This window comes from Erwinia aeris (assembly GCF_041224955.1).
Taxonomy (GTDB): Bacteria; Pseudomonadota; Gammaproteobacteria; order Enterobacterales; family Enterobacteriaceae; genus Erwinia; species Erwinia aeris.
In genome coordinates this window covers 1-19,874 of the sequence record NZ_JBGFFX010000012.1, presented here as the reverse complement: position 1 = coordinate 19,874, position 19,874 = coordinate 1, and the positions used below count along the sequence as shown (strand labels likewise).

Annotated in this window: 26 protein-coding genes and 1 tRNA gene; 18 read left to right on the top strand and 9 right to left on the bottom strand. The window is 51.2% G+C overall.

The genetic code is table 11. From position 1 onward, the window contains the following. Window positions 1-76 precede the first annotated feature (76 nt). Complete coding sequence (locus tag AB6T85_RS17825) at window positions 77-730, top strand: acyl-homoserine-lactone synthase (protein WP_253454994.1); 654 nt, start codon at window positions 77-79, stop codon at window positions 728-730. Here AB6T85_RS17825 and AB6T85_RS17820 read toward each other — a convergent pair. The 6 genes from AB6T85_RS17820 to ppiB all read right to left on the bottom strand — a co-directional run bounded on the left by AB6T85_RS17820 (window position 698) and on the right by ppiB (window position 4,948). Then, on the bottom strand, window positions 698-1,441 hold the full coding sequence (locus tag AB6T85_RS17820) for a helix-turn-helix transcriptional regulator (RefSeq protein WP_125288482.1): 744 nt from the start codon (window positions 1,439-1,441) through the stop codon (window positions 698-700). The two genes, AB6T85_RS17825 and AB6T85_RS17820, sit on opposite strands and share 33 nt — an antisense overlap. 48 nt (window positions 1,442-1,489) lie before the next feature. Then, on the bottom strand, window positions 1,490-1,717 hold the full coding sequence (locus AB6T85_RS17815) for a hypothetical protein (RefSeq protein WP_253454993.1): 228 nt from the start codon (window positions 1,715-1,717) through the stop codon (window positions 1,490-1,492). A gap of 159 nt (window positions 1,718-1,876) precedes the next feature. Further along, window positions 1,877-2,956 (bottom strand): 5-(carboxyamino)imidazole ribonucleotide synthase, encoded by a 1,080-nt coding sequence (gene purK / locus AB6T85_RS17810; RefSeq protein WP_369896314.1) that lies wholly within the window; start codon window positions 2,954-2,956, stop codon window positions 1,877-1,879. Then, complete coding sequence (gene purE / locus AB6T85_RS17805; RefSeq protein ID WP_253454991.1) at window positions 2,953-3,462, bottom strand: 5-(carboxyamino)imidazole ribonucleotide mutase; 510 nt, start codon at window positions 3,460-3,462, stop codon at window positions 2,953-2,955. Before purE ends, purK begins: the two co-directional genes overlap by 4 nt. 266 nt (window positions 3,463-3,728) lie before the next feature. After that, entirely contained in the window at window positions 3,729-4,454 is a 726-nt protein-coding gene (gene lpxH / locus AB6T85_RS17800) for a UDP-2,3-diacylglucosamine diphosphatase (protein WP_253454990.1), read from the bottom strand. Next, on the bottom strand, window positions 4,454-4,948 hold the full coding sequence (ppiB, locus tag AB6T85_RS17795; RefSeq protein WP_125288486.1) for a peptidylprolyl isomerase B: 495 nt from the start codon (window positions 4,946-4,948) through the stop codon (window positions 4,454-4,456). Before ppiB ends, lpxH begins: the two co-directional genes overlap by 1 nt. A gap of 231 nt (window positions 4,949-5,179) precedes the next feature. Between ppiB and cysS the strand changes: the two genes are divergently transcribed. Further along, on the top strand, window positions 5,180-6,568 hold the full coding sequence (gene cysS / locus AB6T85_RS17790) for a cysteine--tRNA ligase (RefSeq protein WP_253454989.1): 1,389 nt from the start codon (window positions 5,180-5,182) through the stop codon (window positions 6,566-6,568). Between the two features lie 91 nt (window positions 6,569-6,659). Here the strand turns inward: cysS and ybcJ are convergent, their stop codons facing one another. Beyond that, window positions 6,660-6,872, bottom strand: coding sequence for a ribosome-associated protein YbcJ (gene ybcJ / locus AB6T85_RS17785; RefSeq protein ID WP_369896313.1), 213 nt, complete (start codon window positions 6,870-6,872; stop codon window positions 6,660-6,662). Then, a complete protein-coding gene (gene folD, locus AB6T85_RS17780; protein ID WP_301252380.1) occupies window positions 6,872-7,738 on the bottom strand; it encodes a bifunctional methylenetetrahydrofolate dehydrogenase/methenyltetrahydrofolate cyclohydrolase FolD in 867 nt (288 codons plus the stop codon). The genes ybcJ and folD overlap by 1 nt, the downstream gene beginning before the upstream one ends. A gap of 183 nt (window positions 7,739-7,921) precedes the next feature. Here folD and AB6T85_RS17775 point away from each other — a divergent pair. The 13 genes from AB6T85_RS17775 to AB6T85_RS17715 all read left to right on the top strand — a co-directional run bounded on the left by AB6T85_RS17775 (window position 7,922) and on the right by AB6T85_RS17715 (window position 17,226). Then, window positions 7,922-7,998 (top strand) — tRNA-Arg (locus AB6T85_RS17775). Window positions 7,999-8,164: 166 nt separating this feature from the next. Further along, on the top strand, window positions 8,165-9,379 hold the full coding sequence (locus AB6T85_RS17770) for a tyrosine-type recombinase/integrase (protein WP_369896312.1): 1,215 nt from the start codon (window positions 8,165-8,167) through the stop codon (window positions 9,377-9,379). A gap of 143 nt (window positions 9,380-9,522) precedes the next feature. Next, window positions 9,523-9,888 carry a hypothetical protein gene (locus AB6T85_RS17765; RefSeq protein WP_369896311.1) on the top strand — a complete coding sequence of 122 codons (366 nt, stop codon included), beginning with the start codon at window positions 9,523-9,525 and terminating at the stop codon, window positions 9,886-9,888. 10 nt (window positions 9,889-9,898) lie between these two features. Beyond that, window positions 9,899-10,585, top strand: coding sequence for a hypothetical protein (locus AB6T85_RS17760; protein WP_369896310.1), 687 nt, complete (start codon window positions 9,899-9,901; stop codon window positions 10,583-10,585). 211 nt (window positions 10,586-10,796) lie between these two features. Next, window positions 10,797-10,994: a helix-turn-helix transcriptional regulator gene (locus tag AB6T85_RS17755; protein ID WP_369896309.1), complete on the top strand. Its 198-nt coding sequence runs from the start codon at window positions 10,797-10,799 to the stop codon at window positions 10,992-10,994. Then, on the top strand, window positions 10,994-11,413 hold the full coding sequence (locus AB6T85_RS17750) for a PM1773 family protein (protein WP_369896349.1): 420 nt from the start codon (window positions 10,994-10,996) through the stop codon (window positions 11,411-11,413). Before AB6T85_RS17755 ends, AB6T85_RS17750 begins: the two co-directional genes overlap by 1 nt. A 13-nt stretch (window positions 11,414-11,426) precedes the next feature. Next, window positions 11,427-12,014 (top strand): BRO-N domain-containing protein, encoded by a 588-nt coding sequence (locus tag AB6T85_RS17745; RefSeq protein ID WP_369896308.1) that lies wholly within the window; start codon window positions 11,427-11,429, stop codon window positions 12,012-12,014. Continuing rightward, entirely contained in the window at window positions 12,014-12,721 is a 708-nt protein-coding gene (locus AB6T85_RS17740; RefSeq protein ID WP_369896307.1) for a host cell division inhibitor Icd-like protein, read from the top strand. The genes AB6T85_RS17745 and AB6T85_RS17740 overlap by 1 nt, the downstream gene beginning before the upstream one ends. Then, entirely contained in the window at window positions 12,714-13,046 is a 333-nt protein-coding gene (locus AB6T85_RS17735) for a transcriptional regulator (RefSeq protein WP_369896306.1), read from the top strand. The genes AB6T85_RS17740 and AB6T85_RS17735 overlap by 8 nt, the downstream gene beginning before the upstream one ends. Beyond that, the gene (locus AB6T85_RS17730) at window positions 13,043-13,399 is read left to right on the top strand and encodes a hypothetical protein (RefSeq protein WP_369896305.1); all 357 of its coding nucleotides are present in this window, start codon (window positions 13,043-13,045) and stop codon (window positions 13,397-13,399) included. Before AB6T85_RS17735 ends, AB6T85_RS17730 begins: the two co-directional genes overlap by 4 nt. After that, complete coding sequence (locus tag AB6T85_RS17725; RefSeq protein WP_369896304.1) at window positions 13,392-16,175, top strand: DUF927 domain-containing protein; 2,784 nt, start codon at window positions 13,392-13,394, stop codon at window positions 16,173-16,175. The genes AB6T85_RS17730 and AB6T85_RS17725 overlap by 8 nt, the downstream gene beginning before the upstream one ends. Before the next feature lie 217 nt (window positions 16,176-16,392). Beyond that, window positions 16,393-16,755: a hypothetical protein gene (locus AB6T85_RS17720; protein ID WP_369896303.1), complete on the top strand. Its 363-nt coding sequence runs from the start codon at window positions 16,393-16,395 to the stop codon at window positions 16,753-16,755. Window positions 16,756-16,815: 60 nt separating this feature from the next. Then, window positions 16,816-17,226: a hypothetical protein gene (locus AB6T85_RS17715; RefSeq protein WP_369896302.1), complete on the top strand. Its 411-nt coding sequence runs from the start codon at window positions 16,816-16,818 to the stop codon at window positions 17,224-17,226. Window positions 17,227-17,442: 216 nt separating this feature from the next. Here AB6T85_RS17715 and AB6T85_RS17710 read toward each other — a convergent pair whose 3' ends face one another. Then, window positions 17,443-17,793, bottom strand: a complete 351-nt coding sequence (locus AB6T85_RS17710) for a hypothetical protein (RefSeq protein ID WP_369896301.1) — start codon at window positions 17,791-17,793, stop codon at window positions 17,443-17,445. Between the two features lie 468 nt (window positions 17,794-18,261). Here AB6T85_RS17710 and AB6T85_RS17705 point away from each other — a divergent pair, with 468 nt between their 5' ends. The 3 genes from AB6T85_RS17705 to AB6T85_RS17695 all read left to right on the top strand — a co-directional run bounded on the left by AB6T85_RS17705 (window position 18,262) and on the right by AB6T85_RS17695 (window position 19,594). Beyond that, window positions 18,262-18,621, top strand: a complete 360-nt coding sequence (locus tag AB6T85_RS17705) for a PM1101 family membrane protein (protein WP_369896300.1) — start codon at window positions 18,262-18,264, stop codon at window positions 18,619-18,621. A gap of 53 nt (window positions 18,622-18,674) precedes the next feature. Then, on the top strand, window positions 18,675-19,205 hold the full coding sequence (locus AB6T85_RS17700; RefSeq protein ID WP_369896299.1) for a hypothetical protein: 531 nt from the start codon (window positions 18,675-18,677) through the stop codon (window positions 19,203-19,205). 152 nt (window positions 19,206-19,357) lie between these two features. Continuing rightward, on the top strand, window positions 19,358-19,594 hold the full coding sequence (locus AB6T85_RS17695; RefSeq protein ID WP_369896298.1) for a hypothetical protein: 237 nt from the start codon (window positions 19,358-19,360) through the stop codon (window positions 19,592-19,594). Window positions 19,595-19,874 lie beyond the last annotated feature (280 nt).

The window sequence follows — 19,874 nt, the reverse complement described above, 5'->3', positions numbered from 1 at the left end:
TGACCGGTTTTGCTTTCCTGCGGGCTGTGATAAAGGTCATAAATAACGTAGATAGTGGAATAGGGAAATAGCTGAAATGTTGGATCTGCTGGATATAAAATATCGTCATCTCTCTGAAATGAAGTCAACTGAGCTATTTGGTTTAAGAAAAAGAGTATTTAAAGACAGACTCAACTGGATGGTCAACAGCCAGGATGAGATGGAGTTCGATGAATATGATAATGAACAAACCACTTATGTTTTTGGCGTCCACCAGGATACCTGCGTTTGTAGCCTTCGCTTTATAGAAACCCAACACCCGAATATGATTACCGGCACGTTCCGGTCATGGTTTAAAGATTTTACGCTTCCCGAAGGGAACTACGTAGAGGCCAGCCGTCTGTTTATCGATAAAGAGCGGATGACGATGTTAAAGCTGCGTGAGAAACCCGTCAGCGCGCTGCTTTTTTTATCGATGATTAATTATGCACGTCACTATAAATATGACGGCATATACGCCATCGTCAGCCATCCTATGTATCTCATTTTTAAGCGTTCTGGCTGGAAGGTTTCGGTAGAGGCACAAAGTCTTTCCGAGAAAAAAGAAAAGATATTTCTGATCTTTATGCCTGTAGATGATGATAACCAGCGTATATTGATTGACCTGGTAAAATCTAAGGCACCCGAGTTAACAATGGCCCTGGATGCCTGGCCGCTCTCATTCCCCGTCAGTCAGCACCGGCCTGATTAGCTGTAGCTCAATGCTTAATCTGATGGCATGTTTCATATTGGTAACGCCCAACTTTTTCACCGCGTTACCAATATGATATTTAACCGTGGTGAGCTTGATGCCCAGAATTAACGCGATTTCCTGGTAGGATTTGCCCACGCTGGCCCAGTAAATAATCTCATTCTCTCTTTTAGAGAATATTTCCCGCGTGTTCATTTCATCAAAATCAGTTTTTCTTGCCTGCTCCTGATACAGCTCCGTCAGCTTTTCATGGGCGTTAATCAGCAGCATTTGCAATTTGCTTTTATTCGTCTGGATCACTTCTTCAATATTATCGTCACAGTGCTCGTCCAGCATGATTGAGAGCACGACAAGATTGTTATTGTGGTCGTGAAGAACAAACGTATAGCCGTTGATGATATTGTGGTTACGCGCCATATCAAAAAGCTTAGGAACCTTGACGCCCTTGTTCAGCATAATGTTTTCGTCCCATGAGAAGGGCGAAACACGGTAAAGCGCCGTGATCAGAACGGGATCGATAAACTGAAAGTTGTTTTCGACATAAACCTGAAACCATTCCGGCCTGTTAGAAATTATAGAGAAATCCGCAGGGTTGCGTTTACTCATAATCGCATAGGCATACTTAACGTTACTGAACTGAGTCAGTTTCCTCTCAAGGTAATCTTTTATGGAGGAATTGATAACCTGATTACTAAAATATGATTTAGACATGTAATTATCTCCCTGAGAAAGTGGGGCTTCCATCGTCAATAGCCGACTTTACCATGTTTTTAAAGCCAGACCTAACGATGCACCCTGCTCAGACAGGCTGCCGTAGATGAGCGGCGTTAAAGTAAATGGCGGAATAATGTTCAGCACGTCCGGCGCAGCCGAAAAATCATAGTAACTTTTTATGGAAGCTGAAGAAACAGGGTGTTGACGTAAGGGCACAATTTGATGAGAGAAGCGAGGGAGGAGAACCAAACCAGACCCTGACACGTCAATCATGAAGCAAAATTTACGTGTTTATCCAGAAAATCTGAGAGTGGTTCCCTTGGTGTTGGCAAAAAAAACTTCTAATTACTTAATAGTATTATGTATTTATTGTTTTGTTCGCCAATACAATACGACTTTCACCAACAAATTAATAGCCATACTTAAGTACAGTTAAGCACTGTCTTTTTTCAGATGGGTGTTTGCCCAGGCAATGCCTTCAGCATAATCGGCAGGTAAATCCTGCGCCAGCGCGCTCAGTGCCTGCTGAAGCGATTCACGGCTGGTATCGCAAAGGTTCAGGTGCCCTACCTTGCGTCCCGGACGCACTTCTTTTTCATACCAGTGCAGGCGAACCAGCGGGTGCTCCAGCCACGCAAGGTTAACTGCCGTGCCGATCAGGTTAATCATAACCGACGGCGTGCTGACGACGGGCGCAGGCAAAGGCAGATCCAGAATGGCGCGCAGATGCAGCTCGAACTGGCTGATGGAAGCGCCGTTCTGCGTCCAGTGGCCGCTGTTGTGCACGCGGGGCGCCAGCTCGTTAATCAGCAGTCCTTCCGGCACCACAAAGCATTCCATGGCCATAACGCCTACATAGTCCAGCTCGTTCATAATAGCGGCCAGCATACTTTCAGCCTGCTGTTGACGTTCCGCATCCGGCGTCGGTAACGCGACGCTGGCGCGCAGAATACCGTCCTGATGCAGATTGTGGGTGAGGGGATAGAAAACCGTGCGGCCGTCATGAGCGCGAGCGCCAACCAGAGACACCTCGCCGGAAAAATTAATGCCCTGTTCCACAATGCACTCGCCGTAGCAATCCGCAGGCAGGGAAGCGACATCGTTCTGCCGTAAACGCCACTGGCCGCGACCATCGTAGCCGCCCGTACGGCGCTTAACGATAGCCAGCTCGCCCAGCCTGGCGAAAACATCGGGCCACTGCGCGGCATCGCTCAGCAGCTGCCAGGGCGCGGTAGCCAGGTTCAGCCGATCCAGCAGCTGTTTTTGCGTCAGACGATCGGCCAGCAGCGGAAAAATATCGCGGTTTACAAAGGCATTATGATGCGAGAGTTCACGCGTCAGCGCCGTTTCCGGCCAGCGTTCGATTTCCGCCGTGATCACGCTTTGTTGGATAGGCAGCGCTTCCGGTTCCGCATCCAGCCCGACAGGATAAACGGCTATTCCCAACGGTTCACCAGCCTGGCGTAGCATCCGCCCCAGCTGACCATTTCCTAATACGCAGACTGGCTTCATGCTTCCTCCCGCGGATCCGGGTTATTCAGAACTTCGTCAGTCTGGCTTTGACGCCAGGCGGACAGACGCTGGTTTAACTCCGCATCGTGTAGCGCCAGGATTTGTGCGGCCAGCAGCGCCGCATTAGCCGCGCCTGCTTTACCGATAGCCAGCGTGCCGACCGGGATGCCGCGCGGCATCTGGACAATGGAGTAAAGGCTGTCAACGCCGCTCAGCGCCGCGCTCTGCACCGGTACGCCCAGCACGGGCACCAGCGTTTTCGCCGCCAGCATGCCGGGCAGGTGCGCCGCGCCGCCAGCGCCGGCGATAATAACCTGAATACCGTTTTCTGCGGCCTGTTCGGCAAAGCTGAACAGCTTGTCCGGCGTACGGTGCGCTGAAACCACTTCACAATGAAAAGGAACGGCCAGGCTGGTGAGAATGTCCGCGGCGAATTGCATGGTTGCCCAGTCACTTTTAGAACCCATTACAATGGCGATGCGGGCCGGTGCGGCAGTAGAAGACATGCGGGTGTGACTCCTGTGATTATACAAACAGTGTCTGAAAGCTGGTCGGTCAGCCAGACAGGAAGGGCTGAGAGAATAGCATGACTCACCGGGCAGGAAAACGGTTGCGTCGGTTCAATCGCATCACGGAATGGGGAACTTCGCGCCTGTCAGCTGACCAGCAGCAGGCTTAAAGCCACTGCATCAGATGCCGGAACGTTAAGCCGGGAGGCTTTTGGCGTAGCTCAGACAGCAAGCGTTTTGGTCGACGGTAATATGGGAAGAATTTACAGGGGAAAAGCGATCAGTTCCGTTCCGGATGAGGTCACACGGATCATCGATCCTTCCGTGTGCCAGGCGCCCAGCACCACGCGTTCGGCGGGCAGACCGTTAACGGTGAGCGTATGAACGGCGGGGCGGTGCGTATGGCCATGAATAAGGCACTGCACCTGATAGCGGCTCATCGTATAGGTAACGGCTTCGTTATTGACGTCCATAATCGCCATCGTTTTGCTGCTGTTGGCCTGCTTGCTGCCAGCACGCATTTTCTGAGCGATACGCTGACGCAGCGACAGCGGCAGCGACAGGAAAAGCTTTTGCAGCCAGCGCTGATGGACCTTGCGGCGAAAGCGCTGATAGCCTTCGTCATCAGTACACAGCGTGTCGCCATGCATAATCAGCAGCGGCCGACCATACAGCTCCAGCCGTTGCGCTTCCGGCAGCAGCCGCATACCGCATGATTTTGCAAAGCGCTGACCGAGCAGGAAATCGCGGTTGCCGTGAATAAAGTAGCAGGGAACGCCCGCGAGCCTTAATTCATCAAGCGCGGCGGCGACTTTGGCGTGAAGCGGATTGGGATCGTCATCGCCAATCCAGGCCTCAAACAGGTCACCGAGGATGTACAGTGCATCGGCCTGACGCGCGTCACGCCGCAAAAAAGCAAGAAAACCGGCAGTGATTGCCGGTTCTTCTTCACACAGATGTAAATCTGCGATAAACAGCGTATGCGACATTATTCGCTAACGGTGACTTTCTGGATCACGACGTCTTCTTTTGGCACGTCCTGATGCATTCCGCTGCGGCCAGTAGAAACGGCTTTGATTTTCTCAACCACGTCCATACCTTCCACAACTTCAGCAAAGACGCAGTAGCCCCAGCCCTGCAGACTTTCGTCACGGAAGTTCAGGAAGTCGTTGTCCGCCACGTTAATGAAGAACTGCGCGGTCGCGGAGTGTGGCGCCTGGGTACGGGCCATCGCCAGCGTGCCTTTGGTGTTTTTCAGGCCGTTGTTGGCTTCGTTACGGATTTCCGCTTTGGTGGCTTTCTGCTGCATGCCAGGCTCAAAACCGCCGCCCTGGATCATAAAGCCGTTGATAACACGGTGGAAAATGGTGTTGTCGTAAAAACCTTCACGGCAGTAATCCAGGAAGTTTTTAACAGTTTCAGGCGCTTTATCGTCAAAGGTTTTGATAACGATATCGCCATGGTTAGTCTGGAAAGTGACCATATTCTCATCCTGTAAAGGTTGAAGGGGTGGATTTAGCTGCCGTCAGCGGAATAATCAGGCTGACAGGCGATAAAATAGAGGGCTCTTATATCACAAAATGTGATGACGAGTCAGCACCGCCGCATAAACGGAAGCGTGCCGAACCTTGCTTTGCGTGGCGCTTGCGTTAACAATACGGCAGAATATGCCTGTTACTATCACGATCGCACACGTTAAAAACGGAATGTCTCAATGCTAAAGATTTTCAACACCCTGAGTCGTCAAAAAGAGGAATTTAAGCCTATTCATGCCGGTCAAATCGGCATGTACGTGTGCGGCATCACCGTCTATGACCTGTGTCATATTGGTCACGGGCGCACCTTTATTGCCTTTGACGTGGTCGCCCGCTATCTGCGCTATTTAGGCTACTCGCTGAAGTACGTGCGTAACATCACCGATATTGATGACAAAATCATCAAGCGCGCCAACGAAAACGGCGAAACTATCGACGTGCTGACCGATCGGATGATCGCGGAAATGCACGCTGACTTCGCCGCGCTGAATATTCTGCCGCCGGATCTGGAACCTCGCGCTACGCACCATATCGCCGACATCATTGAACTGGTCAGCAAGCTTATTGAGCGCGACCATGCTTACGTCGCCAGCAACGGCGACGTGATGTTCTCTGTTGCCAGCGACGCCGATTATGGCCTGCTGTCGCGTCAGGATCTGGAACAGCTCCAGGCCGGTGCGCGCGTTGAGGTGGCCGCCGACGTTAAACGTAATCCTATGGATTTTGTGCTGTGGAAAATGTCCAAGGCCAATGAGCCGGGCTGGCCTTCGCCGTGGGGCGAGGGGCGTCCGGGCTGGCATATTGAATGTTCCGCCATGAACTGCAAGCAGCTTGGCGAGCACTTCGATATTCACGGCGGCGGTTCCGACCTGATGTTCCCGCATCATGAAAACGAAATCGCCCAGTCTACCTGCGCGCATGACGGCCCCTACGTCAACTACTGGATGCATTCCGGCATGGTGATGGTTGACCGTGAAAAGATGTCCAAGTCGCTGAACAACTTCTTTACCGTGCGCGACGTGCTGGGCTATTTCGATGCCGAGACCGTGCGCTACTTCCTGATGTCGGGCCACTATCGCAGCCAGCTGAATTACGGCGAAGATAACCTGAAGCAGGCGCGCGCGGCGCTGGAGAGGCTTTATACCGCGCTGCGCAACACCGATCCGCAGGCTGAAGCCGTGGGCGGCGAGGCTTTTGAAGCCCGTTTCCGCGAGGCGATGGACGACGATTTCAACACGCCGGAAGCCTATTCCGTGCTCTTTGATATGGCGCGCGACGTTAACCGCCTGAAAACCGAAGACAGGGCGGCCGCAAACGGGCTGGCGGCAAAACTGCGTCAGCTGGCTGGCGTGCTGGGCCTGCTGGAACAGGATCCTGAAGTCTTTTTGCAGAGCGGTGCGCAAAGTAACGACGATGAGGTCGCCGAGATCGAAGCGCTGATCAAAATGCGCCTGGATGCACGTAAAGAGAAAAACTGGGCGCAGGCTGACCTGGCGCGTGACAAGCTGGTCGAAATGGGGATCGTGCTGGAAGACGGCCCGCAGGGAACCAGCTGGCGTCGTAAATAAGCTAAAAAAGTTCAGGAGCCAATTGGCTCCTGAATGGTTTTTACTTTCTTCACCGACCGCTCAGCTTTTAAAATGCAGCCTGCAGCTGACTTTACTCAGCGACGGTGATGCTGTTGCCGTTAAAGCTGACGGTCTGGCCCACAACGATTTTACAGCGTTTACGGGTTTCTGTTTTGCCATCTACCGTAACCTGGCCGTCCGCGATTGCGTCTTTTGCCGCACCGCCGCTTTCCACCCAACCTTCCAGCTTCAGCAGATCGCATAAATCGACGTGGGCATGTTTACCCAGAGAAAAAGTTGCCATTATTGTACTGCTCCATCATGAAATTCTTCGCAGGCTTGCAGGGTATTCTGAATCAGCGTTGCCACGGTCATCGGGCCAACACCGCCTGGAACCGGCGTAATATAAGCTGCCCGCTCGGAAGCTGCAGCAAAATCTACGTCACCAACCACTTTGCCGCTTTCCAGACGATTAATGCCCACGTCAATCACGATCGCGCCAGGCTTGATCCAGTCGCCAGGAATAAAGTTTGGTTTACCCACGGCCACCACCAACAGATCGGCATGTTCGATATGGTGACGAAGGTTTTTGGTAAAGCGATGGGTAACGGTAGTGGTGCAGCCTGCCAGCAGCAGCTCCATGCTCATTGGACGACCAACGATATTGGACGCGCCAACCACCACGGCGTTCAGGCCAAAGGTGTCAATGTTATAACGCTCTAGCAGCGTGACGATGCCGCGCGGCGTACAGGGACGCAGCTTAGGCGCGCGCTGGCACAGGCGACCAACGTTATAAGGATGGAATCCATCGACGTCTTTTGACGGCGAGATGCGCTCCAGCACCTTAACGTTATCAATGCCTGCCGGGAGCGGCAGCTGCACCAGAATGCCGTCAATTTCGCTATCGTCGTTCAGCTTATCGATCAGCGCCAGCAGCTCCGCTTCGCTGGTGGAGGCCGGCAAATCGTAAGAGCGGGAGATAAAGCCCACTTCTTCACAGGCACGGCGTTTGCTGCCCACGTAGATTTGTGAAGCCGGGTTCTCACCTACCAGTACCACCGCCAGGCCAGGCGCGCGTTTACCCGCGGCCAGACGCTGCTGCACTTTTTCTGCAACCTCAAGGCGCACCTGCTGCGCAATCGTTTTACCGTCAATAATCTTTGCTGCCATCAGAGAGAGGATCCATCTGTGTTGAGTTGAAACGTGAGATGGCGCCTATTCTGGCAGAAGCGCGCGCCGCTGTCAGGCACAGATTCGGAGCAGGCTGTTCAATAGTGCAGCAACAGATTGGCTTAGTAAGCAAAATCGTTGACTCGACGGCTTCGCGCCGTATAATCCGACCCTGTTCCCCATGCGCCCTTAGCTCAGTTGGATAGAGCACCGGCCTTCTAAGCCGTAGGTCACAGGTTCGAATCCTGTAGGGCGTACCATTCTTACTTCTCCCGTAGTCTACCAAAGCCCACAAAACCCCAGCCAGTAAGCACTTTCTCGCGAATATCATTATCTCAACGTCTACTCACATCTATTGAAATCTACAGCCATGTGGGGGTACATTTGGGGGTATGGTTCTGTTCAATGAAATAAGATACCCCCAAATTGAAACTCAATGCCCGTACAGTGGACACGTCAAAGGCCAGAGATAAAGCCTACAAGCTCTCTGACGGCGGCGGTCTTTACCTTCTCATTAACACCAATGGATCACGCTACTGGCGCTTAAAGTATCGCGTTGCGGGAAAAGAAAAGCTGCTGGCGTTGGGGGTATATCCTGATGTATCTCTGGCTGATGCCAGGGCAAAGCGTGACGAAGCAAAGCGCACTTTGGCTGCTGGTGGTGATCCGGGCGAAGTTAAACAGGCAGAAAAGCAGGCTAAGATTCTGGCCGTCAGCAATAGCTTCGAGGCGCTGGCGATTGAATGGCACGAGCATAAGCGCCCTAACTGGTCACAGGGCTATGCCAGCGATATCCTGGAATACCTGCAGAAAGATGTTTTCCCGTTTATCGGTAAGCGTGCCATCGCAGAAATCAAAGCGGCAGAAATGCTGCTGGTGCTCAGAAAGATGGAGCAGCGCGGCGTTCTGGATAAGCTGAAGAAAACTCGTCAGGCTTGCCGCCAGATTTTCACCTATGCCGTTATCACTGGTAGGGCAGAGCATAACCCTGTTACCGATCTCGCCGGCGCACTCAAAGCGCCAAAGCAAAAGCACTTTCCTCATCTTCTCACCGAGCAGATTGGCGGCTTTCTTCGCGCACTCAGTGAATATACTGGCAGTAAGGTTACACAAAACGCCACCCGATTACTGATGCTTACTGGTACGCGCACGATTGAATTGCGTGCTGCTGAGTGGGCTGAATTCGATTTAGAGAAAGGAATCTGGCAAATACCTGCAGAGCGGATGAAGATGCGCCGCCCTCACGTAGTGCCGCTTTCCATCCAGGCTAAATCCCTCCTTGAAGAAATCCACCAGCTAACGGGAAGAGGGCGCTTTGTATTCCCAGGACGCAACGATGCCGGTAAGACAATGAGCGAGGCCAGTATTAATCAGGTGATCAAACGTATCGGCTATGACGGTAAAGCTACCGGGCATGGCTTCCGGCACACCATGAGTACCATTCTGCATGAGCAGGGCTACAACACTGCCTGGATTGAAACGCAGCTGGCTCACGCCGATAAGAACAGCATTCGCGGTACCTATAACCATGCCCAATATCTGGACGGCCGCAGAGAAATGCTCCAGTGGTATGCCGACTATATGGATGCGCTGGAAAAGGGCGATAACGTGATTCATGGGTCGTTTGGGAAACGCGCTTAACTGGATGAATAGACAGTATTAGGCGAAGGTAGTAGACTTCTGTAGACGAACAAAGAATAGGCTATGTCTAGGCTGATCCCCGAAAACCCGCACACCTCTGCGGGCTGACATAGCCGCCAAATTAAGAGGGCGTGAGGTGGCGTGTGACAAATCCAATAATTGAGTTAAAGGCCAAAAAGCAGCAGTTTATTAGCATCCGAGAGTTAATCATTAGGATAGAAAGTAAGTTTCCTAACATGACTCGAGATCAAATTGCAAATTGGATAATTATAAAATTGGATGAAGCTGAAGAATATGCACCTAAATTGCTTATACAGGACTCCCGCGGTTTAACGAGAAGGCCGAATTATAGCGATCCGAGTTTCAACTCTTATGAGCTTCTTAATAAGGTAATGGTAAATCCTGACATGGATGAAGCGCCTTACGAAGGTTGGTCCCCATCAAGAACCAACGAGCAGGATTTGCAAAATAGTAGCAAGTCAATTTTTGATGACAACGTTCCTTTTTGAGGAGGGGAGAATGAATTCTTTTGACTTTGTGGGGTTTGATCGCTCTGAAATTGAGAAGCTTTTGGGTATTAACCTGCACGACAATTTAGATGAATACTCGTGGGCTTTAAAAAATAGTCTTCCTAAGTGGATGGTTCCATATTTATCTAGGGTTAATATCTCATTGGAAAATGCTGCTTACTTCATTGCGGATGAAAACCCGAACTTTGGTTTGAAAATCGAAGCGCAGACAGTTGTTAACTCATACAAAGACTCATTATGGGATGCCGTAGACAGCGGCGAGCTAAATGCAAAGGATATAACTCATTATGACAATTATGATCATGACCGAAGGGATTGTGTATTAATTCGCACTGAAGTTGAGTCTTGGGTAAGAAAGCATGATTTTCATTGGCCTCTTCCGGTTACCCGTAAAAATTCAGAAACTACGCAGGTATTAGAGACCAAATATCTTGATCAGTGGGGGGAGTTCCCGGGGAAGAATACTGCTCTAATGATGATTGCTGGCATGGCCTTAGCACTAGAAAAATCAAGTAAGTCATTTAAGTATGGTGAAAAATTAAACAAGCTTGCTATAGCTCGGACTGTGGCTCAAAACCTTGCGAGCCACAATTATCAAGGGATGGTTGTGACAGATAAGCAAATGACGAACCTTATCAAAGAGGCTTTAGAAACGATTCTTCCTCAAAGTGAGTAGTGGACATTTCCAACCATAAATTTTATGCGGGCGCGATTTCTAAAGTCCCGCATTTGCCGCCTCTCCATTTCCAAAACCCTCAACAAAAGTATCATTTTTAGCTTCGTCTTCTAATGAACCCTTCCATCTTTCTTTTGTTAATTTCCACTATAAGTAATCCAACTTTGATGAAATAAATCTCGTAAACCGCAATAGACGTTACGAGGTAAATATGTCTGAATCATTAATTCGCTTATCAGAAGTACAACGCCGCACTGGCTACAGTAAGGCTTGGATATATCGCTTACTCAAAGAAGAGCGCTTCCCTTCTTCCATCAAAATTGGTAGCCGTGCCATTGCTTTTATCGAAAGTGAAATTGACGAGTGGATTAATCAGCGCATCGCTGAATCTCGCGGCGAGGTGGCATGATGAAAATGAAAAACCGCCCCTTACAGGCGGCTAATCAGGTAGTTGACGCCTCTGATATTACGCCTGCCGCAGTCATTAAGCCAACCCCAAAGAAACACCGCGCTCGCGTTTACATGATGCGTACCGGCGTTAATGGCTTCACTGAGAACGAGATCCTTCGCTACTGCCGCTTATCCAGCGCCCGTAACTACGCGACAGAACTGGAAAGAAGGCTTGATATTCACCTGGAGCGCATCGACGAGCCTAACGGTGATGGCATCGGTAGCCACTTCCGTTACCGGATCACCTGCCGCGCTGACGTGATGCGAGTGATTCAACTGGTTAATAGTAATGCCGCTGCTGGTGGATATACCGGCCTGTCTCGGCGTGAGATTAACGACATTCTTTCCCTCTACCCGGATGCGTTCAACGCCGCTTAACGGAGCCTGATAAATGAAAAATGAAAAAAGCAGATTAATTTTTGAGGCCACCCCTCAGCCCGCCACCAGCATGACAACTACTTTCATCGCTGATGAAGATAATATTTCGGTGATTAAATTCGAGGGTAAATCGGTGCGAATCGTCAGCGTCTGTGGTGAGCCTTGGTTTATTGCCAAAGATATTTGTGAGGCGCTGGAAATTTCCGATCACAAAGTCGCATTGCGTCGATTAGATAATGATGAGAAGGGGGAGTGTTTAACACCCACCCCCGGAGGCCAGCAGCTTATGCGTACGGTTGGTGAATCCGGCTTTTACAAGCTGATTGCACGCAGCCGCAAGGCCACCACGCCTGGCACATTCGCCCACCGCTTCAGCAACTGGGTATTCCGTGAGGTTATCCCATCAATCCGTAAAACCGGCTCATACGGCGTGCCATTCGCATTCCTGAACAACCACAGTAAGCGCCAGGCTGCTTATGACAAGAAGGCCAGCAAACGCGGTAAAGACCTGCAGGCGTGTAAGGGGGAGAAAGCCAGCCTTGCTGTTGAAGAGGCTGCGCTTTGGCTGAAGTACCAACCTCAGTTGCCAGAGGTTCACTAATGAACGCCTTCCAGAAAGGATCTTTCCCGCTGGCTGGCCTGTTAGCAAAAGTTAGCCCTGGGAACCTGTCAAAACCTGACATCCACTCAGCCAAAAATTTGGCTTTGTGCCTGACAGCAGCTAACTCCATATTGTGTAAGGCAGCGTCTTACACTGGTAGTGCGGGTTATTACAAACAGTTAAAAAACCGCTTGCCCTCTCCGCAAACTTCGGACTATCCTCAACTTGCACTGGCAAAATTCAGTGCCGGGATTGGCGTCCTGAGAATTCTACTGGCGACACACGACGCGCCTGGCGTCTTTTTTTGTGTCGTAAGACTGACTCACCCTTTTTTCTGGCAATCGGATATAATCCGGTGCCTTTCAAGAGCAATGGTGGCTCAGGCAGGGGAACCGAAAGGTTCGCCGGTATCCAGTAGAGCCGGTTACGCCAACCCTGTCTGGGCTACCACCAGTGAAATTGGCGTTTCCGGTGGTAGCGTTACCCGCTATCTACTGGAGGCTGCCATCATGGCTACTACCCTCACCCAAGCTATACCCAAATTTCAGTTTCGCTTTCTGGCACTGTCACGCGCTGACATGCTGTCTAAACCGTGCCGCGTCTCCGTTGAGGCCGCCAGCGAGAAAGAAGCCCGCCGCGTTCTGGCACCCCATTTCATCCTGTCATTAGCTGCCCGCCTGCCGGTTCAGGAGGTGGCTCATGCGTGATAACAACCTCTCTTCATACAAAGACAACTTGCGCCACGTTCTGGCTGTAGTTGGCCGTGAATCTGCGCCTGTTCCCGCCACGGCAGAGAACATTTCACGCGACCGACTGCTGCGTGCGCAGGCCGGGTTATGCCACCTGTTGACGGAAGTGATCCCCAACACATCCCCCGAGCTTCTGCGTGAAGAGGTTTATCGCTGGGTGGAAGAAATCCATAACCTGACCCGCTTTGAAGAGTGCGATGCGCAAAGAGAATCCAGGACGTACAAAGTGTCAGTAGATGCTGGCCGCAATTCTAAATACAAGGAAGGGCAGGCCAAACAATGACGCTAATTACCAAAAACTTCCGACTTAATGCGCTGGCGAACCAGTATTCAGCAGCAATTTATGACCATCTCAAACGGCAGAACGGCGGCGACTGGTTCCCGATGGAAATCAAGGGCCAGCGAGTTGAGGTTGCCATTGTGGACGGTTCAGCCGGTATCAGGCTGCTGGTGAATAGCTATCTGCTTAAGCCGATAAAGCAGGAATATCCGCACTGGGAGGCGCTGGCGGGCAATCTACTGACTCTTTGCACAGACGGCAGCAGCCTCACTGATCGCGGTGAAAGCATCTGGCAGAGCATGATTAATGACATGAGCACCTCTCTTTCTAAAGGGGAGATGAGTTTCCATGCGTAACTATGACCTTATTCGGGAGACGACTGCCGCCGCGGCTGACCGCTGGCCGATGGTACTGAGCCAGCTGGGCATTGACGTCCCCCGTTCACCCCGCCAGCACGCATCATGCCCCGCCTGTGGCGGTAAAGATCGCTTCCGTTTCGATGATAAAGGGCGCGGTAGTTTCTTCTGCAACCAGTGCGGCGCGGGTGATGGCTTAGACCTAATCCAGAAGGTTAATCAGTGCGGTACCACTGAGGCCGCCCGCATGGCGGCTGATGTGCTGGGTATTGATTACCGGGGAACAGAAACAGACCAGAAAGCCGCCAGCCAGAGAAGGCAGCAGCTTGACGAACAGCGCCACCAGCATGAGCAGGAGCGCCAGCAGAAGGAGGCGACAGAAGCAGCACAGCGCCGCGACAGCTTTGTGAGTCACTATCAGAGGCTCGCAGCGCAAACCAAGGTAGGCGAAAGCGAATATCTAATTGCCAGAGGGCTGAACGGCTTCATGCTGCCTTGCTTGTCCGATGGTTCAATTCTGCTGCCGCTGGTGGACGAATCCGGCGATGTGGCCGCAGCACAGACCATCACGCCGCAGGGTGAAAAGAAAGTGCTCTATGGCTCAGCCAAGCGCGGAGCGTGGTACCTCGTTAACCAGCCGCAGGAAGTGAAGGAAATCATCATTGGTGAAGGGCTGGCAACAACCCTCACCGCTCACCTGATGCGTCCTGATGCGCTGGCAGTGGTGGCGCTTGACGCCGGTAATCTGTCGCCCGTCGCGGAGGCTATGCGCAGCCTGCATCCGAATGCCACATTCATCATCGCCGGTGATAACGACTGGCATGAGGCAGGAGAACCCGATGCCAGCGGTAAGCCGAAGGTGAACAGCGGCAAGGTGTTTGCTGAAAGAGCCGCCGAAGCCGTCAATGGCTCAGTATCATTACCCCCGACCAGCTATAAGGCGGACTGGGACGATTACCGTCAGCAAAACGGACTGGAAGCAGCAGCAAAATATTTTGCATCCGGCATGTATCAACCGCAGGAGGAAAACATGGGCGCTCAACTGGAAGTGATTGAGGGTGGCAAAACAACAACGCCGGATCGCGATGCGCTCAAGCCCCGGATTGAAAGCCGCCAGGATGGTGTGTACTGGATTGAGCCAAATACCGATAAACAGACCGGTGAAATCATCAACCGCGAAAGCTGGCTGTGTTCCCCTCTACAGGTTATCGGCACCGGGCGCGATGATAAAGACCAGTTTCTGATTCTGCGCTGGCAGGCATGGGGTTCAGACAGTGAAACCATACAGGCAATCCCGCTGGCTGACATCGGCGAACGTGAGGGATGGAGAACGCTCAAAGCTGGTGGTGTGAACGTCACAACCAAAAGCGGCCTGAGAGCGATTCTGGCGGACTGGCTACAGCGAAATGGGTCACGAGAAGTCTGGAGAGTGGCGCACGCTACAGGGTGGCAGTGCGGCGCTTATATCATGCCGGATGGGGAGGTTATCGGCATACCTGATAAGCCGGTACTCTTCAATGGCCGCAGTTCTGCCGCAGCCGGTTACACCTGCCGGGGAAGCGCAGAAAGCTGGCGTCAAAATGTTGGGGCACTGGCTGCCGGTAATTATTCGATGATGACTGGCATTGCTGCCGCGCTGGCTGCGCCCCTGATTGGCCTGGCAGGTGCGGATGGCTTCGGCATTCACTTCTATGAGCAATCAAGCGCCGGTAAAACCACAACCGCGAACGTTGCCAGCAGCCTCTACGGTAATCCTGACCAGCTGCGCCTGACGTGGTACGGCACCGCATTAGGGCTGGCTAACGAAGCTGCTGCCCACAACGATGCGCTGATGCCGCTGGATGAGGTGGGTCAGGGTGCTGATCCGGTTAGCGTCTCACAGTCTGCCTATGCGCTGTTCAACGGTGTGGGGAAACTGCAGGGAGCCAAAGAGGGTGGTAACCGTGACCTGAAGCGCTGGCGCACCGTGGCCATCAGCACTGGCGAAATGGATTTAGAAACGTTCATCGCTATGGCCGGACGAAAAGCCAAAGCGGGCCAGCTGGTCAGGCTGCTGAACATTCCGTTGAGTAAGGCGGTGCGATTCCATCAGTATGCGAACGGCAAACAGCACGCTGACGCACTCAAAGATGCCTGGCAGAACCACCACGGCTCAGCGGGTAAGGAATGGATTAAGTGGTTAGCGGATAATCAGCGTCTGGCTATGGAAGCGGTCAGAAACGCTGAGGAACGCTGGCGCAGTCTGATACCGGCAGAATACGGTGAGCAGGTTCACCGCGTAGGCGCTCGCTTTGCCATCCTTGAGGCCGCGCTGCTGCTGGGCCGCGTTATTACCGGGTGGGACGAGCAGACGTGCCAGGATGCCATTCAGCACAGCTATAACGCCTGGGTGAGAGAGTTCGGCACCGGCAACAAAGAACATCAGCAGATCATCGCCCAATGTGAGGCGTTTCTTAACGCCAACGGCTACAGCCGATTTGCGCCATTCCCGTATGACCCTCAATCGCTGCCTGTACGCGATATGGCGGGTTATCGCGCCAGCGGCAGCCATGACGATGATCCGATAGTGTTCTACACCTTCCCGGCAACATTTGAGCAGGAGATCGCCTGCGGTTTCAATCCCAAGCAGTTTGCCCGTGTGCTGGTGGAAAGCGGGATGCTGACACCACCAGCCAGCGGCAGGGGCTACCAACGAAAATCACCGAGGATTAACAAGCGGCAGTACAACGTCTATGTGATCCAGTACCGTCCAGAGGATGAATCAGCCGAGGAATAAATCTCACACATAAGAGAAATAATGTTGGTTCAGTTGGTTCAGTTAGTTCAATTTTTAAAGAGTAATGATTTATAAGAATTTTAATTCAGAAACTGAACCAACACTGAACCAACAAAAGGCTGTTTTGAACCGACAAATTTACCTGCCAGCCTGATAACGTGAGGTTCTGTAGCTCATAGGCGGCCCGGAAAAGCAGCTTCTTCCTGGCTGGAAGAGTTTGACGGGTACGATAAACCGGTATCAGCGCATCCATTATCAACCTGTTGAAATATCATTAAATGCCATCAATCGAGAATTATTCTCATCAAGGCGAAGAGAGGGAAAGGGCTCCTGGCCTATCCCGATTCGGTTGGCGCTGTTGACCGGCTGTGCGACGCAGCAAAAACCGCTGGTGGAGTACCGGACAATCAGCCAACCAAGCCTTCCGCTACCTGCTGAGTTAACCGGCCCGATTAACGTACCTCCGGTGCCGGACAATATTATGTTCGGCCTGGCGGTGGAGTTATCCGCTGAGCTGTACGGATTGCTGGGCCAGGCCAACATTGATAGGGCTGCTATCAGGCAGATTGAATTAAACTAACATAATTAAAGTTATCCTCCTGAAAGCCGATTTGTTAGGTAAACAGGTGCAGGAGGTAATGTGGAATACTTAAAAGGTTATGACTTAGGTGATTGGGCAGCAGTTATCGCCCTTGTACTCTTTATCGGCCAAATATTGGTTAAAAGCTGGATTGAACAATCGTTCAAGCGTAGGCATGAAATAAAAATGAAATCGGCGTTAATAGCTGAATTAATGGCTGAATGGGCATCCATGCCTCAGGACAGGAAAAAGCTGAGGCAACTGACAAACGAAGCATTTTTGTGGTTACCTGCCGATTTGGCCGAAGAATTATCTAGGATGCTAGGACACGATGAGAATGCAAGGTCTTATAGGGAATTTTTAATTTTATTCAGAAAGCACATACAAGGTAAGAGAGATAAGTTAGATACAAATAAAATAATAACTTGGTCATTTACCAAACACGAAAATGAGCAAGCGAAAAAAGAATAATTATCCAGGTAAGTTATGTAAAAATAAAAAATCACTATATAGCTTTTTAAAAGTGGATAGAACACGCTCGCAACCCCGAACGCTCCGGCGTTCGGGGTTAAGTCTTTCAGCGGGATCGAGTTGCCTTGCAGGCTATCACAGAGACGTATGCTAACTGTAAGTATCATCATCATGCGCATTTACGAGTGCGCATGATGATGAACTATTTATGACGCTCTATCTGACAAATATTCTATGGAAGGTGTCATCATCAGTTACCATTACTGGAGGGTTTGAATACCCCATATCATTAAATTGATCAGCAGTGATATCTATTATGTAACCTTCACATTCAAGCCAAGCGTGATTTATTTTTACTTTCGCGTTGGGGAAGACATTTCCAGAGCATTTTTCAACACTTAATCCTTTCTTAGAGAGTGCGATAATAAGCAATTCGACTGATTTTCCGCACCATCCTTTTGGGAACGGACTTTTGATGTGTTGCGTGTAAAATGCTGGATTAGTTTCGAGATAACGCCTTGTTTTTAAGCAAATTTCATTGATTATGTCTAATTTTTCTTGATCCATATATATCCGCTAACCTCTATAACTAATAATGAGCTGACCATGGCACTCACCGACAAAAAATAGATTTTCTGTCGCGAGTGCCTCATCGATTTGAACGCCACGCAAGCGGCCATTCGGGTGGGGTTCAGTGATAGGCAGCGAACTGTACCACGTTAGATAACCTGTCAAAGCATGGCGTTCAGACTAGAATCGCTGAACTAAAAGTACAGCGCAATGATCGTGTAGAGGTTAATGCTGATTATGTGCTGAAGCGCTTGTTTGACATTGGCCAGACTAATGTCTTTGGCATCTTCATCAAATCAGGCGACCTAAGCCTGTGGCCAGCGGCACGACCAGATTACGGTCACAGAGGGCTTCACAAGGCTCATTTACGAATACGCCTGATAATAGAATCTAAACTTTTATACATAATGGCCGATGGTACTCTCAAGGTTGTCGTCAATCACTTATGACAGGGGGAACTCAGCTATGAACGAGGTATTGGTAAGAACTAAAAGCGAGCTTGATACCGCAAGGAAAAACAAATCCTCAATAATAATTATTGAGGGTGAGCTAGCTAGCAAAGTAAAAAAAAGTAAAAAGATCGCTTATGCAGGAGCAGGAACATTAGGGTTGATTGGAGCAGCAGTCGCTGCTGCCCCTGTTACTGGCGGGCTATCTATGTTTGCTGCTGCGCCTGTGGCAGCCTTAACTGGATTCGAAATTGCTGCAATTATAGCCGCATGCTTTTTAGGGGTTGGGTTGCTTGTTGCGCTCTTTAAAGATTATGAAGAAGTAGAGTTTGACGGAAAAAAATTGCGGATGGTTCTAAAAAGAAAGCAAAGTTAACTCGTTAAGCAATGATCGTAACCGCCTCCGGGCGGTTTTTTATTGGAGTGAATATGGCAACAATCCCGAGTGCTCCGGTAATCGGGTCGAAGTCATTCAGCGGTATCTGGGTGCCTGGCGCGATAAGCATTGGCAGGGCGGTAAAGGCTGGCATTAAGGCCATTGACCTGACCGCGCAGAGCCTTGACAGCCGCATCTCATATAATGGCCCGGCACATCTTTATTGGGACGCCTCAGGCAAGCTGTCAACCTCAGCCACTAATGCTTGGCCTCTCGAATACCGTGATGGCGTGGCGATCGGCAGGCATCAGTCGGAACCGGCCAGTACAAACATTCAGGTGAACGGGCGAGCAATTGCGGAAAGCACCAACGTGCAGAAGTCCGGCACGTTCTCTATCGAGGTAGACCAGACCGGCGCACCGGACGGTAAAGCGATTGGGCGCCTGCCGGTGGCCGCCAGTAGCTACATAGTCAGCCAGGATGTGGGCGGTACTCAGATAGTGCCGCTAGCCCGATACAACCTCGCCAGCAAGTGGCAGCGCATGGCCGCAGCCGCAAGGGTGACTGATTCCAGCCGTGTCTGAATCTGGTTGGGACGCAATGCAGATGCCAGCAACGGCCAGCCTTCTCTATGATTAACGCAGAGCGCTAACGTGACCGCCGGTAATTATGTCTTCTCATGGTTCGTTAAAGCCAGCGATGACGGCGTAACGTTCCCGGCCTGGAAATGATAGAGATGGGCAACTATCCCTATGCAACGTCTCCGATCGTCACTGAGTCAACCTCAACGGTCACGCGCGCGGCATCATCGGTAACTGTCCAGAGAGACGGCAACGCCAGCGGCATCAAGATTTATTTCAGCGACAACACCAACACCACTATTCCATTTAACGGTGCCGCATCGGTAACCGTCCCGTTTGCTACTACTCACTGGGGCGAGAGATACATGACGCGCATTGAGTACGAGGCATAACGATGGCGACCGAGACGATTACGCTTACCGATAGCGAATACACGCAGATCACTGATGGCACCAATAACGCTTATATGACCGTTGTAAGCTGGCCCGGCTTCTCTGAGGTGTGATGGTCGGATTCACCATCAAAGCCTGCTGTTAACGCGCCAGTGCACGATGAGACGGGAAGATAGGATTCACTGCGCCTCTGAAAGTATGGGTAAAGGCCAAAAGAGGCAGGGCCATGGTAAAAGTCACGAATTGGTAACAGTAAGCCGCTTCCATGCGACCTCTGGGT

Excerpts from the sequence above, each read along its gene's own strand:
- AB6T85_RS17825 (WP_253454994.1), top strand. The coding sequence starts at position 77 with ATGTTGGATCTGCTGGATATAAAATATCGTCATCTCTCTGAAATGAAG.
- AB6T85_RS17820 (WP_125288482.1), bottom strand. The coding sequence starts at position 1,441 with ATGTCTAAATCATATTTTAGTAATCAGGTTATCAATTCCTCCATAAAA.
- AB6T85_RS17815 (WP_253454993.1), bottom strand. The coding sequence starts at position 1,717 with ATGATTGACGTGTCAGGGTCTGGTTTGGTTCTCCTCCCTCGCTTCTCT.
- purK (WP_369896314.1), bottom strand. The coding sequence starts at position 2,956 with ATGAAGCCAGTCTGCGTATTAGGAAATGGTCAGCTGGGGCGGATGCTA.
- purE (WP_253454991.1), bottom strand. The coding sequence starts at position 3,462 with ATGTCTTCTACTGCCGCACCGGCCCGCATCGCCATTGTAATGGGTTCT.
- lpxH (WP_253454990.1), bottom strand. The coding sequence starts at position 4,454 with ATGTCGCATACGCTGTTTATCGCAGATTTACATCTGTGTGAAGAAGAA.
- ppiB (WP_125288486.1), bottom strand. The coding sequence starts at position 4,948 with ATGGTCACTTTCCAGACTAACCATGGCGATATCGTTATCAAAACCTTT.
- cysS (WP_253454989.1), top strand. The coding sequence starts at position 5,180 with ATGCTAAAGATTTTCAACACCCTGAGTCGTCAAAAAGAGGAATTTAAG.
- ybcJ (WP_369896313.1), bottom strand. The coding sequence starts at position 6,872 with ATGGCAACTTTTTCTCTGGGTAAACATGCCCACGTCGATTTATGCGAT.
- folD (WP_301252380.1), bottom strand. The coding sequence starts at position 7,738 with ATGGCAGCAAAGATTATTGACGGTAAAACGATTGCGCAGCAGGTGCGC.
- AB6T85_RS17760 (WP_369896310.1), top strand. The coding sequence starts at position 9,899 with ATGAATTCTTTTGACTTTGTGGGGTTTGATCGCTCTGAAATTGAGAAG.
- AB6T85_RS17755 (WP_369896309.1), top strand. The coding sequence starts at position 10,797 with ATGTCTGAATCATTAATTCGCTTATCAGAAGTACAACGCCGCACTGGC.
- AB6T85_RS17750 (WP_369896349.1), top strand. The coding sequence starts at position 10,994 with ATGAAAATGAAAAACCGCCCCTTACAGGCGGCTAATCAGGTAGTTGAC.
- AB6T85_RS17745 (WP_369896308.1), top strand. The coding sequence starts at position 11,427 with ATGAAAAATGAAAAAAGCAGATTAATTTTTGAGGCCACCCCTCAGCCC.
- AB6T85_RS17740 (WP_369896307.1), top strand. The coding sequence starts at position 12,014 with ATGAACGCCTTCCAGAAAGGATCTTTCCCGCTGGCTGGCCTGTTAGCA.
- AB6T85_RS17735 (WP_369896306.1), top strand. The coding sequence starts at position 12,714 with ATGCGTGATAACAACCTCTCTTCATACAAAGACAACTTGCGCCACGTT.
- AB6T85_RS17730 (WP_369896305.1), top strand. The coding sequence starts at position 13,043 with ATGACGCTAATTACCAAAAACTTCCGACTTAATGCGCTGGCGAACCAG.
- AB6T85_RS17725 (WP_369896304.1), top strand. The coding sequence starts at position 13,392 with ATGCGTAACTATGACCTTATTCGGGAGACGACTGCCGCCGCGGCTGAC.
- AB6T85_RS17710 (WP_369896301.1), bottom strand. The coding sequence starts at position 17,793 with ATGGATCAAGAAAAATTAGACATAATCAATGAAATTTGCTTAAAAACA.
- AB6T85_RS17705 (WP_369896300.1), top strand. The coding sequence starts at position 18,262 with ATGAACGAGGTATTGGTAAGAACTAAAAGCGAGCTTGATACCGCAAGG.
- AB6T85_RS17700 (WP_369896299.1), top strand. The coding sequence starts at position 18,675 with ATGGCAACAATCCCGAGTGCTCCGGTAATCGGGTCGAAGTCATTCAGC.
- AB6T85_RS17695 (WP_369896298.1), top strand. The coding sequence starts at position 19,358 with ATGGGCAACTATCCCTATGCAACGTCTCCGATCGTCACTGAGTCAACC.